We start from the raw sequence: 18,738 nt of genomic DNA, 5'->3' as shown, positions 1-18,738 counted from the left end.
TAGAGTGAAGACATGCGTAAACTTGTAGTATCAATCCTAATATCATCTTTAGTAGGCTGTTCGATGGGGCATCGTGACCCTGTTGAGATAAAAGAGTCTTTAAACGAATCAATTAATGAATCCAATAGTAAAGCGCTTCATGATCTACCTTCGTCGGTACAAGATGACCTGATGCCTCAGCTTAATACTGACCCTCTGTCTTCAGGTATGGAAACGGTTCAGCGTTTTCGTATTCAGGCAAAAGGGGTAGAAGCGAGAACCTTTTTTGCTAGCTTAGTGAAAGGTACAGAATACAGCGCGGCGATTCATCCAAGTGTATCTGGAAAGCTTACGCTGAACTTAACGGATGTAACGTTAGATGAAGTGTTGGCTGTGGCTCAGGATATGTATGGCTATGATATTGAAAAGCGTGGCAAAGTGATTCAGGTATACCCTGCAGGTCTTCGTACGGTCACCATCCCGGTCGATTATTTACAAGTGAAGCGCTCAGGTCGCTCATTGACCACGATAACAACGGGTACGATCTCTAATTCAGACAACAGTTCATCGAGCTCCGAATCCAATTCATCCAATTCTTCAAATAATTCAAATTCGACCTCGAACGGTGGCACAGAGATTGAAACCACATCTGAAAGTGATTTTTGGCCACAACTTGAAGCGGCGGTTGCGCACCTAATTGGTTCTGGAGATGGTCAAAGTGTTGTGGTTACTCCTCAGGCGAGTGTGATTACAGTGCGCGCTTTCCCTGATGAAATTCGTGAGGTTCGAGAGTTTTTAGGAATATCGCAGAAGCGTTTACAACGCCAAGTTATCTTGGAAGCGAAGATCATGGAAGTGACTTTGAGTGATGGCTATCAGCAGGGTATTAACTGGACCAAGATGTTTTCGTCGAATGGCACTAACTATACAATCGGCATGGGCTCAATTGTTAAAGATGCAGCAGGTGCAATTATTCCTGGAGCCTTACCTGGTGCCGACCCCATCAGTGCTGCGCTCGGTGGACAGTCAAATCTTGTCGTTTCTGGTGGTAGCTTTGAGGCAGTCCTGAGCTTTATGGGTACACAAGGTGACCTTAATGTGCTCTCTAGTCCAAGAGTTACCGCTTCAAACAACCAGAAAGCGGTGATTAAAGTAGGAACGGATGAATACTACGTAACAGATTTATCAAGTGCTGTTGGCAGTGGAGATAACGCGAATGTTGCTCCTGAAGTAGAGTTAACCCCATTTTTCTCTGGTATTTCTTTAGATGTAACGCCCCAGATTGATGACAAAGGCAATGTCTTCTTACATGTTCATCCGGCAGTTATAGAGGTTAATGAAGAAGTTAAAGAGCTGAACTTAGGATCCACCACCGGCCTAGTGTCACTTCCACTTGCAAAGAGCTCGATTCGTGAATCGGATTCCGTGATTCGTGCGCAAGATGGGGATGTGGTGGTGATTGGTGGACTCATGAAATCACACACTACAGACATGACCTCAAAAGTTCCATTTTTGGGTGATATCCCAGGTTTAGGCTATTTATTCCGCAATACAAGCCAGTTGACGCAAAAAACAGAGCTCGTGATCTTATTAAAACCCACGATAGTAGGGGTTAATACTTGGCAGTCTGAATTAGAACGCTCTCGTGATTTGCTTCAGCAGTGGTTTCCAGATGAAGAATAAATACTTACCTTCTAGATTTGCAGTGTTTCACTAAGCTGGATGAATTAATGTACCAAGCTCATTTTGGTTTTGAACAGCTGCCTTTTACCTTAACACCAAATACCGACTTTTTTTACGGATTAGCCCCGCATTTTGAGGCGATTCAAACGGTTATTTCGGCGTTAGAGATGGGAGAGGGCGTCATCAAGGTGACTGGAGAGGTCGGCACCGGCAAGACTATGGTTTGCCGGATGTTGGTTAATCATCTAAAAGATTGTACCGCTTTAATATATTTGCCAAATCCAGTGCTTTCAGGGGCTGACTTACGTCATGCTGTTGCGAAAGAGCTTGATCTGAATATTGAGAACGAAGTTACGCTAGTGGATAACATTCAACATAAGCTGATTGAGTTACATCGCTCAGGCTTAAGAGTGGTTGCGATTATAGATGAGGCGCAAGCTCTCTCCGATGAAGCGTTAGAGACATTGAGGCTGTTCGGTAATCTGGAAACTGAAGACAAGAAGTTACTTCAGATAGTATTATTCGGGCAGCCTGAATTAGACGCTCGATTAGAGGCTTATCACCTAAGACAATTTCGTCAAAGAATCACCTTTAGTTCAACATTGAGAGCACTAACTCTTGATGAGGCTGTGGCTTACATTGATAACCGGATTACGAAGTCTGGCGGTAATACTGAACTGTTTAGCTTGAATCAAAAAAAGGCGATTTGTCGTTCTTCACTCGGTATCCCAAGGTTGATAAATCAGCTATGCCACAAGGCTTTACTGCTTTCGTTTAGTGAAGATAAAAATAATATCGACAACCAGCATCTGTTTTCAGCCATGCATGATACCTACGATGTGTGTAAGCCAAAATTTAAAACGCCAATACTGTGGGGTTGGAATTAATTATGAGCGTTATTAACAATGCCTTGTCTGAATTGGCAAAGAAAAAATCAGCGACTTCTTTTGAAGCGGTAGTCGTACCTAAAGTAAAAACGCGTTCCCCCCTAGTTTGGGTTGTTGCGAGTTTTACTTTGAGTTTAGCGATGGGAGGCTGGGCGATATCGCAAGGTCCAGTGATTGAGCAGTCAATCTCAACACGAGATTTACAGGTTCAAGTTTCTGTCGTTGATGATTCAAATAGCATTCAGGAAGCCGTTCAACCTATCTCATCACCAACTAAGAAATTGGTGACACTAGACTCTTCGACCCTTTCAACAGAAAACACAGTGACGGTAAAAAGCGTTCAAGCTAAGCCTAGTGTTTCCGAATCCGTTGTAATATCTTCCCCAAAAACGACAAAGCAGCAAACACTAGCTAAACCTCTAAGCACGCCTAAAACGGTTAATACTGAAATTACTCAACCGATTTACGTTGCTAGTGTGGCAAAAAAAGATCCCACGCCTATCTCTAATGAGCATGGAGCCTCTGATGTTTCAGAACATAGTCGCATGCTGATCGAGCAAGTTGAGCTAACACCTGAACAATTATCAACGAATGCACAAGGACGAGCTCAGAAGGCGCTTGATGCAAATGATCTTACTGGTGCTCTGAAAGGCTACACAGAAGCTCTGCGTTACACAGCAAGAGATGAAGATGTCCGTCAAAAGCTCGCGATTCTCTATTTCGGGAAAGGCGACACTCGTAAAGCGTATGAATTGTTTCAGTCGGGTATTAAACTCAATATTAACAGTGAAAAACTACGTTTAGGGCTATCAAAGCTGTTGATTAAAGCGAATCAATCAGAAGCGGCTTTAAGTCCGTTAATATACTTGCCCCCGAACCCTAGCCAAGATTATTTGGCAATGCGTGCCGCGTTGAGTCAAAATTCTCAGCTAGAAGAAGTGGCATTGGAAAGCTACCAAAAGTTGGTAGAGGTCGATTCAGATAACGCTCGTTGGTGGTTAGGCTTAGCTATTCAACAAGAACGCCAGCTTGATTTAACGGCAGCTAAAGCGTCATATCAAAGTGCCTTAACCAGAGTTGGCATATCATCCCAATCACAAAATTTTGTACGTGACCGGTTAAAAATACTCAATGCTTTAGAGGAGAGTGGCGATGCAAATTAGATTAAGAAAAAGGCTTGGTGATTTGCTTGTCGAAGAAGGCATTATCACTGAGGCTGAAGTCGAACAAGCTCTTGTCTCTCAAAAGAGCACTGGGCGTAAGCTTGGTGACGCGCTGATAGAGCTTGGTTTCTTGTCAGAACAACAAATGCTGAGCTTTTTGTCTCAGCAGCTCGGAATTCCTCTTATTGATCTAAGCCGAGCTAATGTTGATGTAGAATCTGTACAGTTGTTACCTGAGGTACATGCTCGTCGCCTCCGTGCTTTAGTTCTTGGACGTCAAGGTGACATATTGAGAGTTGCGATGAGTGATCCCGCAGATCTGTTCGCACAAGAATCGCTGCTCAGACAATTAGGTCAGTATACTCTGGAGTTCGTTATTGCTCCAGAAAAGCAACTGGTTGATTGTTTTGATCGCTATTATCGAAGAACTCAAGAGATTGCTTCTTTTGCTGAGCAACTGCATGCCGAACACCAAGTCAATGACGCTTTTGATTTTAATATTGCCGATGAGGACAGCCAGGAAGTCACGGTTGTTAAACTCATTAACTCTTTGTTTGAAGATGCGGTTCAAGTCGGGGCCTCCGATATCCATATTGAACCTGATTCAAATGTGTTACGTATTCGCCAGCGTATTGATGGTGTGTTACATGAAACGTTGTTGAATGAAGTTAATATAGCTTCTGCGCTTGTACTTCGCTTGAAATTGATGGCAAGTCTCGACATATCGGAGAAGCGCCTCCCTCAGGATGGCCGCTTTAATATTCGTGTGAAAGAACAATCGGTTGATATTCGTATGTCAACCATGCCAGTGCAGCATGGTGAATCTGTGGTGATGCGTCTCCTTAATCAATCGGCAGGTTTACGTGAATTAGAGGCATCAGGTATTCCCATTGACTTGCTTGTTCGTCTTCGTCAGCAATTGCGTCGCCCTCACGGTATGATTTTAGTTACCGGACCGACTGGATCGGGTAAAACGACCACGCTATATGGTGCTTTGAGCGAGTTGAACCAACCAGGAAGAAAGATCATCACAGTCGAAGACCCTGTTGAATATCGCCTGCCACGTATCAACCAAGTTCAAGTTAACCCTAAAATTGATCTCAATTTTTCTACTATTTTGAGAACCTTTTTGCGTCAAGATCCCGATGTTATCCTCATTGGTGAAATGCGCGATCATGAAACCGTTGAAATTGGTCTGAGAGCGGCCTTAACCGGTCACCTAGTGTTGAGTACGCTCCATACAAACGATGCTATAGACAGTGCGCTGCGTATGATGGATATGGGCGCACCAGGTTATTTGGTGGCTAGTGCTGTGAGAGCGGTCGTTGCACAACGACTGGTTCGCAAAGTATGTTCCGATTGTAAAGTTGAGGACGAATTAGACGAAGCGCGTAAACAGTGGCTGAGTGTCCGTTTTCCTTATCAAGTCGACGTACCATTCAGCAGAGGATCGGGTTGCCAGAATTGCAACTTCACGGGATATCATGGACGGATTGGTGTGTTCGAAATGTTAGAGTTAGATCAAGGGATGATGGATGCACTCAGAACCAATAACGCCGTTGGTTTTGCTCAATTGGCCAGACAATCTGAACATTACAAACCGTTACTGGCTTCTGCGATGGAGCTTGCCGTGCAAGGTGTTGTGAGTCTCGATGAGATAATGTACCTCGGCGAAGGCGATGCTTCAGGAACAACGGAACCCATCTATCTTAAGGCATTGGCATCAGATCAGCCTTCTCAGATTCCTAAGGATGGCGCACCATGCCCACATACCGCTACGTAGGCCGCAACGCTGATGGCAGCCAAGTAACGGGCCTATTAAATGCGAATAGTGAAGATCTTGCCGCCGATAGTCTGATGAATAAGGGGATTATTCCTACCTCTATCAAGTTAGGAAAAGGTGGTAGTTCTATAGTCGACGTGGATTTGTCCAGCCTATTTTCTCCGAGTGTCCCTCTTGAGGTGTTAGTGCTGTTTTGCCGACAGTTGTATAGCTTAACTAAAGCGGGCGTGCCTTTATTAAGATCGATGAAAGGCCTAACACAAAACTGTGAAAATAAGCAGTTGAAAGCCGCTTTAGAAGACGTCGTCGCTGAACTAACAAACGGCCGGGCATTATCGGCATCGATGCAAATGCACCCTAACGTGTTCAGCCCTTTGTTTGTGTCGATGATAGGTGTAGGTGAAAATACAGGTCGTTTAGATCAAGCTTTACTGCAGCTAGCGGGTTACTACGAACAAGAAGTCGAGACTCGTAAGAGAATAAAAACGGCGATGCGGTATCCCACTTTCGTGATTACTTTTATTTTGATCGCGATGTTTATTCTCAATGTAAAAGTGATCCCGCAGTTTACCACTATGTTTACTCGCTTTGGTGTTGAGCTCCCTTTACCCACTCGTATATTGATTGGCATGTCCGAGTTCTTCGTCAACTACTGGGGCTTAATGCTTGGGGTGATCTTCGGTTTGATGTTTGGATTTAAAGCCTGGGTCAAAACAGACAAGGGGCTTGAACGTTGGGATCGGATACGTTTAAAAATGCCCATTATAGGTGGTGTGCTTAACCGAGCGCTGTTGTCTCGTTTCTCTCGTACTTTTGCATTAATGTTAAAAGCGGGTGTGCCACTCAACCAGTCATTAGCGTTATCGGCTGAGGCTTTAGACAACCGTTTTTTAGAGCTGCGAGTTCAGGCCATGAAATCAGCCATTGAAGCCGGTAGTACGGTTTCATCAACAGCGGTCAATAGCGATATTTTCACACCACTGGTGATACAAATGATCTCAGTCGGCGAAGAGACGGGTCGCATTGATGAACTGTTGCTTGAGGTGGCTGATTATTATGATCGAGAAGTCGATTATGATTTGAAAACCTTAACAGCGAGAATCGAACCAATCCTGTTGGTTGTTGTTGCTGGCATGGTCTTGATTTTAGCATTAGGTATTTTCTTACCGATGTGGGGAATGTTGGATGCAATCAGAGGCTAGAGGATGCTAAATAACCTACATCGCTCACGTTTTGTTGTTTGGAGTACGGTTATTCTTGCGCTGGTTGTTGGGTTACTATCGGCATTTAAAACGGTAGAAGAACAAGCGACGAACACAGCATTGATTGTGGCAAGTAAGCGAATCTTAGAGCAAGCCAATCTGTTTAAACAACACTATTTGTTATCGGCCACAGAGCCTAGTCACGATTTGGAGCCGCTCAAAAGTTATAGCCGAACGGGTTGGATTAGTCCCGTTTACGGCTCGAAGCGGGACTGTCGATACTGGCTAGACCAACTGTACCCTCAAGAGAGTATTTTCGGGTTAAGCTCTCCAACAATAGAAGATAGAAGTGATAATACGCAGTTTCACTGCGTTTATCATTACAGCGATAAATATCAAATAGATGTATTACTCAAACAAGAAAGATTCAGCGTGAAAGCCAATATTTTGGCTTTGTGAAAATATTGACACTATTTTTTTGTGTTATACGTTTGCAAATGTATAATGCGTGATAGTAATTAGACAGTAGGTATAAAATGCTTAAAAATCAAAGGGGTTTTTCCTTAGTTGAGTTGGTTATAGTCATTGTTGTTGTGGGTTTATTAGCGGTAGCTGCCTTGCCTCGCTTCTTAGATGTGACGGACGAAGCCAAAAAAGCAAGCATTGAAGGTGTCGCTGGTGGTTTTGCGACCGCCGTTTTGTCTGCAAGAGCGCAATGGGAAGCAAAAGCACGACCATCAGAGACGATCGGTGGTGAAACATACAATACCATAGACTATGATGGTGTTGACTTTTGGCTAACTCGTTCAAAAAGAAGCAATAATGTGGATACTGGTTTTCGAGATGGTTACCCATGGACCCTGAATGACAATACCGGCAGCGCGCCACAAGATATTTCAGATCAAACCTGTACTGAACTGATGCTGAACTTGCTGCAAAACCCACCGCAAGTGGCGGCGGTTAATGCTATTGATAGCGATTCAAATTTTAAATATTCTGCGCAAGCAAATTCCGGTGATGCCACGTGTACTTACATTCAACTTGAAGGTAATACGGCGCACCAATTTGTTTACGAACTTAAAACGGGTCGTGTGACCGTAACTTTGCAGTAAATCTGCGTAACATTTAATATAAAGAGCTTAATTATGAAAAGACAAGGCGGTTTCACCCTAATTGAACTAGTGGTTGTAATTGTTATTCTGGGTATTCTTGCTGTAACTGCGGCACCCCGTTTCTTAAACCTGCAAGATGATGCGAGGGACTCAGCGCTTCAAGGTTTAGCTGGAGCTATGAATGGTGCTTCCGGTATCGTATTTGGTAAGGCTGCAATTGAAGGCAGGGAAGCTTCATCTACACCTGTGAATGTTGAAGGAGTTCAAACTATCTGGGGTTACCCAACAGCTACTTCAGCAGGTATTGAAGCTGCGTTTGATATGGATGGCTTTGCACACCTGGCTGACTCATCTGTTAGTGCTGGGGGAACAACCGATTATGGTTTTGAAGGTTTTACCGCTCAATGTGTTCGTTACACTTCGGCTACTTCTGCAGCGCAAGCAACGGCTCGAGTAGTTAGCTCTACAGGTGCTGGCGCTATTGCTGGTGCATGCCAGTAATTACTGTTCTTTAGATATAAAAGGCCAGCTCCTGCTGGCCTTTTTTCTATCCAATGCACATAAATATCAAAACTATTCATATACATAAGATCGTTAGTTTCGTTATCTTGTATAATCAGTATTCGCTAGGCAGTTAGAGGCTCATGATGGATAACAGCCCCACACCCAACGGCTTTACTCTGGTAGAGCTGATCATCGTTATTATTATCGTTGCTATCCTCTCTTCTTATGCGGCAAGCCGCTATATCGGTACGTCGAGCTTTTCTGCAATGGCTGCTCAGGAGCAGGTGATTTCAATTATTCGTCAGATTCAAGTGAATCGAATGCAATCCAATGTGAGTGGGCATGATGGCCACTTTCGCTTGCAAGTCAGCCCCGATTGCCTTGGTTCTTCTGAGAGTTGTGGGCTGAGCGCTGCCCAGCGTGAACACCGCAGCGATTGGATTGCTGATGCTTCACTGACATTTAGCCAAATAGGATCAACGAGCCTAATTGATTTTGATTTATTGGGGAATCCGCTGAACGTGAGTGGCGCAGATATTACGATTTCCATTCGTGAAAACGCGAATCAAAGTCAATGCCTAGTCAGCATCAACCCCCAAGGCTATGTCTCAAAAGGGAGCTGTTCATGACCTTTCATCGCGGGATGACATTAATCGAAATGATCGTCGCGATCGTGATACTCGGAATTGCAATGCTGTCGTTTACTTCTTTTTTGGTTCCTCAAATTAGCGATTCTGCATCTGCGCATTATCAAACGCGCGCAGTTGCATTAGGGCAAAGTTTTATGAGCCAAATCCTGGCTCGTGGCTTCGATCAAAACAGTGACCCCAATGGGGGGGAAGTTCGATGTGGAGAAGGCGATGTGGGGAGCCAGCAAGAGCAATGTACATTGCCTTCCCAATTAGGTGCAGATGGAGAAACTCAACTCCGTGATTTTAATGATGTGGATGACTTTATTGGATGTTGGTATACCGAGACGACACAATCTCAGTGCTCAGTAGGCCCGCCGTGGCCTTTACAAAGTGTGCTTGGGGACGACGTTCAAGAGAGCTACCGAAATTTCAGGGTCGAGATTGATGTGGTTTATGATGGCGCCTTGGACAGCGATGGAGTCGGTCATTTAAAACGGATCAACATGACCATTTTTGCAGGACAAAGTGGCCGATTTGTCCTCACTGCTTATAAAGGAAACTTTTGATGAAAGTTCGGGGTTTTACTTTAATAGAGATGGTATTGACGATGGTGGTTGGCGTTATTATGGTGCTCGCTATCGCTGGCTTTGTCGAGTCGGGAACCAAAGGGTATGCCGATTCGATCAATCGACAAAGAGTACAAACTCAAGCGCAGTTTATTTTGGAAAAGTTATCACGAGAATTTCGTGATGCTGTTCCAAATAGTTTTCAAGCCTCCGGCTCGTGTCTCTCTTTTATCCCTATTCACTTTTCTGGTATTTACTCGGCTATTGGTCAAGATATCGACTTTCTTGTTGGGGACAATAATGACGATGGAAGTGAGATAACAACCATTCCCAATGGATTAAGCATGGTGATTAACCCCACTCGTAGAGAAGACTTACTCCCCATAAATACATTCGATGTCGGAAACCAAAATAAAAACAACGGGCATTTTACGCTTGTGGGGGAAGCCAAAAACTTGGTCAGTCGTTCAATTGCGGATCGCCATTATATTTTTGATCCCAATGACATTGTGGAGTATTGCGTTGTGGGTAATATCATTACTAGGCAGTCGTTACAGGATGCGTTGCCTTTAACGGTCGCAGACAGCATAGTGGGATCGAAGAGCGGCTTTAAATATTTAGATCCGACTCTCCAGCGAGGTGGCCTTGTTCATATTGACTTGGTTGTGGAGCAAAATAGTGAACGCAGCGTTTACCAACAAGATGTCCAGGTGCTTAATGTTCCGTAGTCAACGTTATCAACGTTATCAACGTTATCAAAGTGGTAACGTATTAATTGTGGTTGTTTTTGTTATCGTGGTGATGGGTTTTTTAGCGCATTCACTAACGCGAGTCGGGTGGTCAAATAGCGACAGCTTAACGAGAGAGCAACTGGGTACCCAAGCTTGGCTGTTATCACACTCCGCTAATGAGTGGGCGCTAACGCAATTATACCCTATTCCTTTACTCTCGACTTCTGCGGCGTTCGATTCGATGTGCACAAATACCATCAGTGGAGCTCGTCCAAACTTAGTGACAGCCGAACCATGCCAAGCGCCTCGTATGAGTTGTATGCGGGTCGGAGACTTGAATAATCAACGCTTTTATAAAGTAGAAGCCAAGGTGATTTGCGGAAGTGGTAGGTTACAGGTTGAGCGAGTGCAAGAGGTATGGGTAAAAGAGTGAATATACAGCCAAATAAAGGGTTCAGACAACGAACCCAATTAAACACAGAGCAGAATTGGCTAGAGAGGATCTTCAAGGCTCTCGCTGGGCTATTTATGGTGTTAATGTTATTTTCCGCTTCCGTTTCCGCTAAGGTCTATGACTTATACAACCCTAATGTGGGTATCTGTCCTGGTGGGGTGCTGGAATATAAGACTAATTCTTATCAGTATGTTTGCCATGCCTCTAACGGATGGATCAACTTTAATGTTGGGGATCGCATCGTGTGGAGTGGACCGAAGGATAAGACCGTGCTTCTTACCGTGAAAAAAGGCATGAATTTTCCCGGCAATAACCAAGTGGGTACGCTGGCTTCCCCTGTTTCACTGCATACTGTTCAAGCAACCATCATGTTTGTCGGTCCAGATATTGTTGTGACGGGGAAAACCTCGGTTGGTCCGGCTGGCTACCATATTTCTGCAGAAAGTAACGGAGTAAAGTTGCTAGGTGGGGTGTTGAACCAAAGTCCGAATGGGTTTGTTTCTGTGCGCGGCAGTAATAATGAAATCAAAGGGGGTGTTAATGCCGTTGGTCATATATACCTCGAAAATGTACAAGTGACCGGGAATATAGCCAGCAGCACGAATTATGTGTCGGTGAAGGGAACGGGCAATCAAATTGATGGCAATATTATCGCCTTTAATAAAGTTGAACTTAATGAAACAAAAGTTAACGGTAACATAGAAAGTCAAGGGGCCACCGTTGACATCACTGGTACCGGAAACGAAGTCAATGGTGATATTGTTGCGCTGAGTTACGTAAGATTGAATGATACAAAAGTGGTTGGTAATGTGGTCAGTCATGGCACCCAGGTTGAAACGACAGGCTCATCGAACGAGGTTTATGGGGATGTAACCGCGTTACAAAAAATTAACTTACACAACACGAAAGTGTGCGGAACAGTCACATCTACAGGGCAAGCGGTGAAGATGACTGGTACCAATAATGCCGTTTATGACGAACATAGTGCGATTGACGCGTGGTACGACATTGATCTATCTAACGCACTTATTTGTGGTTCGCTAACATCTCATTTAGCCCCTATATCCACTGTGAATACATCATTACATTGCGGCTTTAATGATCCAAACTGCAGCTACGCACCATCAAACTGCCCCGAAACAAGTGTCAGAGTGTGCAGTGGTGATTCCCCCCCCGCCGCTGAAAAAATTGAAGTTAATCCACGTAATTACCACCTTACGTGTGAAAGCACCCCAGAGAATATGGTTGAAGTGTCTGTGTTAGATGGTGACGGTAACTTACTTGAAGGGTATCGACCGACCCTCAGTCAAGATAGTGGCACAAACTTAGATATTCAGTTTGTGTCCGAAGCCGGGGGGATTTCAAAATTTCGTGTGATAAATAATACCCCTAATACTGTTGGTAACTACTCGCTTTCTGCTTCACTGAAAGTATCAAATACGATTACTTTAAGTGATAGTGATACCATTAAATATGTGCCTTATAAATTTGAAGTAAGCGATCAAAGCGTTATTGCGGGGAAACCCATTGATGTTCCTATTAAAGTCAAAGCGTGCAGCAATAGTGGGCAGTTAATTGATTTGGGGTACGTAGGGTCTCCTTCGGCGTCATATTCTTACCAAAAACCAGTGACAGCCTCCGCGTTTCCTGGCCTTCTACAATTCAATGCAGATCTGACTGATTCTAATCGCAATGCCAGACTGACCTTCCAAGATGCAGGGCAAATATTGGTAACGATTACCGATAATAATTTTCAATGTGATGAGGCCTATTGTCCCGTTGAAGGGGGAGCGTTGAAAGGTCAATTTATGGTCCAATCGCGCCCATGGAAAATTGCGATTTGTGATGTTGAAAATAGTGACGGGACGATTGAAAATCCGGCTAAAACGGATGAGATAGCCGGCTATTTTATTTCAGCTGGCGAGGAGTTTAGAGCGACCTTTAAGCCGATTGTTCACCCTCAGTTTTATCAGTCACCTCCAAGCGATGAGTGCCAATATCAAACCACGTTTAACTATTATTCAGAGACAGGCCATGCTGCACCGTTAAGTGTGGGGCTTGAGTTAGCATACCCAAATACAGGCGTGCTGGGTAACTTAGCGAATGATCGTTTCCCTGGCGACTACACTTTTATGCCTAACGACAAGGTTGGGTCAACTCGTCAAAAAACTCTGAGATTTTCATGGCAAGAAGTCGGGTCATTAAAAATGAAGACTTCCGCAATGTATTTATCAATGTCACTGAATGTGGATAATCAAACGATAGGCCGTTTCTACCCAGATTATTTTAGGATCACGCAGTCAGATTGGACTGCTCCCGATTCTCAGGGAGGGTCGACTTATATGGGGCAACCTTTCAAACAGGTTGACTTTGCTATCACCGCGTTTAGTGCTGCAGACAAGCCGACCAGCAATTATGGAAATTTTGCCGATTATTTGAAAGGTGCTTTCTTTTTGTGGGGGGCTTACTCTGCTCGGTTAGACATCAGTGATAGTGAGTTAACAGCAAGTAATTGGAGCGGTGCGGTTTGGGCACAATCATGGGATAACAGAGTCGTTTGGAGAAAATTGGAGAGCGCGACCCTCGGCGCGTCGCTACCCGATGGCCCTTATAACTCTGCGCGCACGATAGATAGTAGCGTGACGATAGACAGTCACTTAAGTTTAACGTTAGACAAAAACGATGACAGTGTGAGTGATAGCCTCGATCCTACCCAATTTAAAATAATGAGCGGGAGCCCTTCCACTCTACATCAAGAGTTATTGAACCAGCCGGATGTACGTTATGGGCGTATGATGTTAGATGATGTTGCCGGGAATTCGGGTCAAAGCATTCATGTGCCGTTAAGGGTTGAGTATTGGCAAGGTAAACAGGGTTTCCAGACCAATGTGCAAGATGATAATAGTCAGTTTGATACGAGCTTACAGTGTCGGGATATTGTTTGGACAGAGGCTGAACCGGCAGTCAGTGATACGTTATTAACCAGTGAGCCAGAGATTGGGGTGATATCAGCCGGTCAAGGCGATACTGTATTTGCCAAGCAAACGACAAATCAACGGGAGCAAGTTCACTTGTTTTTACGCCAAGGCAGTGCTCAACCTAACGGTATTTCTTGTGCCTGGTCACAAGGAAGTCAGCCTTGGTTACAATTTAACTGGCGAGATCAAGGAGATGAAGACCCTTCTTCCATTGTAACCTTCGGCATTCATCGAGGTAATGATCGGGTTATCTATCGTGGAGAGCCTGATCGACTTAATCGCCCATAGCCCTTGGTTTTCTGATTTAAGTTAAGTTACTGTAGTAATATGACGTTTCTAACCACCTTTACACACCAATACCTTGCCGTAATAGCAAGGTATTGGTACATTTAGTGCAATTTTTTATCTTCTAATTCTTGCAGGATGAGCGAAGAATATGTTTAAAAAGCTTCGTGGCATGTTTTCAAACGACCTATCGATTGACTTAGGTACTGCCAATACCCTTATTTATGTTAAAGGCCAAGGCATTGTTCTTGATGAGCCTTCCGTTGTTGCGATTCGCCAAGATCGAGTCGGTTCTGGAAAGAGTGTCGCTGCTGTTGGTCATGATGCTAAGCAAATGCTTGGCCGTACGCCTGGCAACATTTCAGCGATCCGTCCAATGAAAGATGGCGTAATTGCTGATTTTTACGTAACGGAAAAAATGCTTCAGCACTTCATTAAACAAGTGCATGACAACAGTGTCCTTAAACCAAGCCCTCGTGTTTTGGTTTGTGTACCTTGTGGTTCAACGCAAGTAGAGCGTCGTGCTATCCGTGAATCAGCGCTAGGTGCTGGTGCTCGAGAGGTTTATCTAATCGATGAGCCTATGGCTGCTGCGATTGGTGCAGGCTTACGCGTATCCGAGCCAACGGGTTCAATGGTAGTTGATATCGGTGGTGGTACGACTGAAGTTGCGGTTATCTCACTAAACGGTGTGGTTTACTCATCTTCTGTACGTATCGGCGGTGACCGTTTTGATGAGGCGATCATCAACTATGTTCGTCGTAACTACGGCAGCTTGATCGGTGAAGCGACAGCAGAGAAGATCAAACACGAAATCGGTTCAGCTTACCCTGGTGATGAAGTCGAAGAGATCGAAGTTCGTGGTCGTAACCTTGCTGAAGGTGTACCTCGTAGCTTTAGCCTAAACTCAAACGAAATCCTTGAAGCACTTCAAGAACCTCTATCAGGTATTGTATCGGCTGTAATGGTCGCATTAGAGCAGTGCCCACCCGAGTTAGCTTCTGATATTTCAGAAAACGGTATGGTACTCACAGGTGGCGGTGCACTGCTTAAAGATCTTGACCGCCTACTCACAGAAGAAACGGGTATCCCAGTTGTTATTGCAGAAGAGCCACTTACGTGTGTTGCTCTAGGTGGCGGTAAAGCCCTAGAGATGATTGACATGCACGGTGGTGACCTGTTTAGCGAAGAATAATATCTAGTGTTAGGCTCTTTTATATTTCGTTTTATGTAAAGAGCCTAGGACCTTATCTATAGGATCAAATGTAGCCCTAGGATCAAATATAGAATGAAGCCAATTTTTGGTAGAGGCCCCTCTCTACAATTGCGCCTGTTTTTTGCTGTAATTTTATCAGCCAGCCTTATGCTGGCTGATAGTCGTTTAGATGCTTTCTCAAATGTTCGCTATTTATTAAACAGCATGGTCGCGCCTATTCAATATGCAGCCAACTTGCCTCGCACTATGTTCGATGGTGTATACGATCGTTTTAGTACCCGACAAGGGCTAATTAAGTCCAACCATAATATTAAAAGAGAAGTCTTGCGCTTGAAGAGCGAGCTGATTCTGCTTGAGCAATATCAAGAAGAAAACAAGCGCCTCCGTAAGTTGTTAGGATCTCCGTTTATCCGTGATGAGAAGAAAGTCGTCACAGAAGTTATGGCGGTAGACACTTCACCATATCGTCATCAAGTTGTGATCGACAAAGGTCAGATTGATGGGGTGTATGAAGGTCAACCGGTGATCAACGAAAAAGGCATTGTCGGCCAAGTGACTTTTGTTGCTGCTCATAATAGTCGTGTCCTGTTACTGACTGACGCAAACAACGCAATTCCTGTTCAGGTTATTCGTAATGATATTCGAGTGATCGCTTCGGGCAATGGCATGATTGATGAGATCCAGCTAGAGCACATTCCAACCAGTACCGATATACAAGAAGAAGATCTATTGGTGACATCGGGTCTTGGTGGAGTATATCCAGAAGGTTATCCAGTCGCCTACGTTACTGCCGTTGATTACGACCCGAAACGTGAGTTTGCCGTTATCAAAGCGGAGCCTGTGGTTGAGTTCGATAAGCTCAGATACTTGCTGCTAGTATGGCCTGATGAAAACAAACAGATGCAAGCGGATCAATCCAGCATAGAACAAGCATTGTTAGAGGGTGAAGATGGCCAATAGCGTTTTAAGAAGCAAGGTCGTAATTGGCTGCTCATTTTTAGTAGCACTGATTCTGCAAACGATCCCTTGGCCTGGTAGTTTAGACCTATTTAGACCATCTTGGTTACTGCTGGTTACGTGTTACTGGGTTTTGGCTCTGCCGCATCGTGTTAACGTAGGTAGTGCTTTGATTCTAGGCTTATTGTGGGACCTTTTGATCGGCTCTACTCTAGGTATTCGAGGTATGATGATGGCGATAGTGATGTACATTATTGCGATGAACTTCCTCGTCATTCGTAACATGGCGTTATGGCAGCAAGCGATGATCATTGCCGCGTTAACGGTGTTGCTTGAACTGTTGGTATTCTTTGGTGAATATTTGATCCAAGATGTTGTTTTTAATCCGTTATCGTTATGGGGTGCATTGATAAACTGTATACTTTGGCCTTGGATGTTTTTATTAATGAGGCGCGTGCGTCGCCATTGGCATGTGAGGTAGCGTGACGATGGAAAAGAAACATTTAGTTTTGGCATCCGGCTCACCACGCCGCAAAGAATTACTATCGCAACTCGGTTATGAGTTCTCTGTCCTCGTAACCGATGTTGAAGAGTATAAACACGCCCAAGAAACCGCCGAAGAGTACGTTAAGCGACTATCTTTAGATAAAGCCTTAGCGGCACTCTCTTTATTACAAGTTAATGTTTCTGAAGAGCAGCATGTCGTTCCTGGTTCTGATACTGTAGTTCCTAGCTTGGATGCTGTTGTACTCGGTTCTGATACCGTAGTCGTTAGCCAAGGGCAAGTGCTCGAGAAGCCTGCAGACCTTGCTGATTCTAAGCGTATGCTTACTCAGTTAGCGAATGAACGTCATCAAGTAATGACGGCCGTTTCTGTCGTTTCTGCTGAAAAACAAAAAACAGAAATCATTATTACCGACGTATGGTTTAAACCCCTCAGTGAAAAAGAAATAGAACAATACTGGCAAACAGGGGAGCCATGCGATAAAGCCGGTAGCTATGGGATTCAAGGTTTGGGTGGACGCTTTGTCACCCGAATTGAAGGTAGTTATTACGCCGTTGTCGGCTTACCTTTGTTTGAAACGGACCAGCTACTGCAAGAATTCTTATAATTACTAATCTGAGGTGCACCATGAGTGCTGAATTGTTGCTGAACGTGACCCCGAGTGAAACTCGTGTGGCCATGATTGAAGGGGGAGCTCTTCAAGAGATCCATGTCGAACGAGATGCTCGACGCGGTATCGTAGGAAATATCTATAAAGGACGTGTAAGCCGTGTTCTTCCCGGAATGCAGGCTGCATTTGTGGATATAGGCCTTGAGAAAGCAGCATTTTTACATGCCTCAGACATTGTTCCGCACACTGAATGTGTTGCTGAAAATGAAAAGAAGCAGTTTCAGGTACGTGATATTTCTGAGCTTGTTCGTCAAGGTCAGGATATTGTGGTTCAGGTCGTTAAAGATCCTCTTGGAACAAAGGGTGCTCGTTTAACGACTGATATCACCTTGCCATCTCGTTACTTGGTGTTTATGCCGGGAGCAAGTCATGTCGGTGTTTCCCAGCGTATTGAAAGCGAATCAGAACGTAATCGTCTTAAAAAAGTCGTATCTCGTTACTGTGATGAACACGGTGGTTTTATCATCCGTACTGCCGCTGAAGGCGCTGATTTTCATGAGCTTGAGCAAGACGCCGCTTTCTTGAAGCGTTTGTGGCTCAAAGTAGTAGAGCGCCGTGGTAAGCATAAGGCTCGTACGCGCTTATATGGTGAGCTGTGCTTAAGTCAGCGTATCTTACGTGATTTTGTGGGCACTGAGCTGAGTAAGATTCAGGTCGATTCTCGACTAGAATTTGAAAATCTGAAAGAGTTTACTTCGGAGTACGTACCTGAGCTTACCGATAAGCTTGAGCTGTATGAAGGTGATAAACCGATCTTCGATATGTACGACACTGAGAATGAGATTCAACGTTCACTGGATCGTAAAGTAGAATTGAAGTCTGGTGGATATCTGATTATCGACCAAACAGAAGCGATGACCACTGTTGATATCAACACTGGTGCCTTTGTTGGTCGTCGTAATCTAGAAGAGACGATTTTCAATACCAACGTAGAAGCGACACAAGCGATTGCTCGTCAACTTCGCCTGCGTAATTTAGGTGGCATCATCATTATCGACTTTATTGATATGTTGTCTGAAGAACACCGTAAGCGAGTACTAACTTCTTTAGAAGCGGCGCTCGATAAAGACCGTGTGAAAACCAACATCAATGGCTTCACACAGCTTGGTTTGGTTGAGATGACTCGTAAACGTACCCGTGAAAGTATTGAGCATATTCTGTGTTCTAGCTGCCCAGCCTGTGAAGGGCGTGGCAGTGTGAAGACAGTCGAAACCGTTTGTTATGAAATACTTCGAGAAATTACTCGTGTAAATCGTGCGTACGATGCGGATAAGTTCGTGGTTTATGCGGCAGCAGCGGTTGCCGAGGCATTAGAGGGTGAAGAGTCTCATGCGCTTGCTGAGCTTGAAGTCTTTATTGGTAAACAAGTGAAAATTCAGGCTGAGCCTCTGTACATACAAGAGCAGTTTGATGTCGTTATGATGTAATGGA

Annotated in this window: 17 protein-coding genes and 1 pseudogene; all 18 read left to right on the top strand. The window is 44.4% G+C overall.

The annotated features are described in order from the left end of the window. Positions 1–12 precede the first annotated feature (12 nt). The 18 genes and pseudogenes from mshL (at position 13) to rng (ending at position 18,734) form a co-directional block, all read left to right on the top strand. Positions 13–1,662 carry a pilus (MSHA type) biogenesis protein MshL gene (gene mshL / locus ED652_RS06795; RefSeq protein ID WP_122053999.1) on the top strand — a complete coding sequence of 550 codons (1,650 nt, stop codon included), beginning with the start codon at positions 13–15 and terminating at the stop codon, positions 1,660–1,662. 47 nt (positions 1,663–1,709) lie between these two features. Next, complete coding sequence (locus ED652_RS06790) at positions 1,710–2,549, top strand: ExeA family protein (protein ID WP_122053997.1); 840 nt, start codon at positions 1,710–1,712, stop codon at positions 2,547–2,549. Positions 2,550–2,551: 2 nt separating this feature from the next. After that, the gene (locus tag ED652_RS06785) at positions 2,552–3,712 is read left to right on the top strand and encodes a lipopolysaccharide assembly protein LapB (protein ID WP_122053995.1); all 1,161 of its coding nucleotides are present in this window, start codon (positions 2,552–2,554) and stop codon (positions 3,710–3,712) included. Next, positions 3,702–5,423: pseudogene (locus ED652_RS06780) on the top strand (GspE/PulE family protein); the annotation flags it as partial. The gene ED652_RS06785 and the pseudogene ED652_RS06780, both read left to right, overlap by 11 nt. A gap of 50 nt (positions 5,424–5,473) precedes the next feature. Continuing rightward, positions 5,474–6,697: a type II secretion system F family protein gene (locus ED652_RS06775; RefSeq protein WP_122053993.1), complete on the top strand. Its 1,224-nt coding sequence runs from the start codon at positions 5,474–5,476 to the stop codon at positions 6,695–6,697. 3 nt (positions 6,698–6,700) lie between these two features. Then, positions 6,701–7,156 carry an MSHA biogenesis protein MshF gene (locus tag ED652_RS06770; protein WP_122053991.1) on the top strand — a complete coding sequence of 152 codons (456 nt, stop codon included), beginning with the start codon at positions 6,701–6,703 and terminating at the stop codon, positions 7,154–7,156. Between the two features lie 77 nt (positions 7,157–7,233). After that, positions 7,234–7,809: a prepilin-type N-terminal cleavage/methylation domain-containing protein gene (locus ED652_RS06765; protein ID WP_122053990.1), complete on the top strand. Its 576-nt coding sequence runs from the start codon at positions 7,234–7,236 to the stop codon at positions 7,807–7,809. 33 nt (positions 7,810–7,842) lie between these two features. After that, positions 7,843–8,310 carry a type II secretion system protein gene (locus ED652_RS06760; protein ID WP_122053988.1) on the top strand — a complete coding sequence of 156 codons (468 nt, stop codon included), beginning with the start codon at positions 7,843–7,845 and terminating at the stop codon, positions 8,308–8,310. A gap of 146 nt (positions 8,311–8,456) precedes the next feature. Beyond that, positions 8,457–8,942, top strand: coding sequence for a prepilin-type N-terminal cleavage/methylation domain-containing protein (locus ED652_RS06755; RefSeq protein WP_122053986.1), 486 nt, complete (start codon positions 8,457–8,459; stop codon positions 8,940–8,942). Continuing rightward, positions 8,939–9,511: a prepilin-type N-terminal cleavage/methylation domain-containing protein gene (locus tag ED652_RS06750; RefSeq protein WP_122053985.1), complete on the top strand. Its 573-nt coding sequence runs from the start codon at positions 8,939–8,941 to the stop codon at positions 9,509–9,511. Before ED652_RS06755 ends, ED652_RS06750 begins: the two co-directional genes overlap by 4 nt. Further along, positions 9,511–10,239: a PilW family protein gene (locus tag ED652_RS06745; protein WP_122053983.1), complete on the top strand. Its 729-nt coding sequence runs from the start codon at positions 9,511–9,513 to the stop codon at positions 10,237–10,239. Before ED652_RS06750 ends, ED652_RS06745 begins: the two co-directional genes overlap by 1 nt. Continuing rightward, complete coding sequence (locus ED652_RS06740; RefSeq protein WP_122053982.1) at positions 10,229–10,675, top strand: MSHA biogenesis protein MshP; 447 nt, start codon at positions 10,229–10,231, stop codon at positions 10,673–10,675. The genes ED652_RS06745 and ED652_RS06740 overlap by 11 nt, the downstream gene beginning before the upstream one ends. Beyond that, complete coding sequence (locus ED652_RS06735) at positions 10,672–13,962, top strand: polymer-forming cytoskeletal protein (protein WP_162929925.1); 3,291 nt, start codon at positions 10,672–10,674, stop codon at positions 13,960–13,962. Before ED652_RS06740 ends, ED652_RS06735 begins: the two co-directional genes overlap by 4 nt. Before the next feature lie 148 nt (positions 13,963–14,110). Next, positions 14,111–15,154: a rod shape-determining protein gene (locus ED652_RS06730; RefSeq protein ID WP_122053979.1), complete on the top strand. Its 1,044-nt coding sequence runs from the start codon at positions 14,111–14,113 to the stop codon at positions 15,152–15,154. A gap of 93 nt (positions 15,155–15,247) precedes the next feature. Next, positions 15,248–16,135 (top strand): rod shape-determining protein MreC, encoded by an 888-nt coding sequence (gene mreC / locus ED652_RS06725; protein ID WP_122053977.1) that lies wholly within the window; start codon positions 15,248–15,250, stop codon positions 16,133–16,135. Next, the gene (gene mreD / locus ED652_RS06720) at positions 16,125–16,613 is read left to right on the top strand and encodes a rod shape-determining protein MreD (RefSeq protein WP_122053976.1); all 489 of its coding nucleotides are present in this window, start codon (positions 16,125–16,127) and stop codon (positions 16,611–16,613) included. Before mreC ends, mreD begins: the two co-directional genes overlap by 11 nt. 7 nt (positions 16,614–16,620) lie before the next feature. Beyond that, positions 16,621–17,244, top strand: coding sequence for a nucleoside triphosphate pyrophosphatase (locus tag ED652_RS06715; RefSeq protein ID WP_122053974.1), 624 nt, complete (start codon positions 16,621–16,623; stop codon positions 17,242–17,244). Between the two features lie 20 nt (positions 17,245–17,264). Beyond that, positions 17,265–18,734: a ribonuclease G gene (rng, locus tag ED652_RS06710; protein ID WP_122053972.1), complete on the top strand. Its 1,470-nt coding sequence runs from the start codon at positions 17,265–17,267 to the stop codon at positions 18,732–18,734. The last annotated feature ends 4 nt before the right edge of the window (positions 18,735–18,738 follow it).

Origin of the sequence: Vibrio sp. Evd11, assembly GCF_900382755.1 — a bacterium.
In the GTDB taxonomy this organism is placed as follows: domain Bacteria; phylum Pseudomonadota; class Gammaproteobacteria; order Enterobacterales; family Vibrionaceae; genus Vibrio; species Vibrio lentus.
The sequence above is the reverse complement of the archived record's forward strand: the minus strand, read 5'-3'. Positions and strand labels throughout refer to the sequence as shown.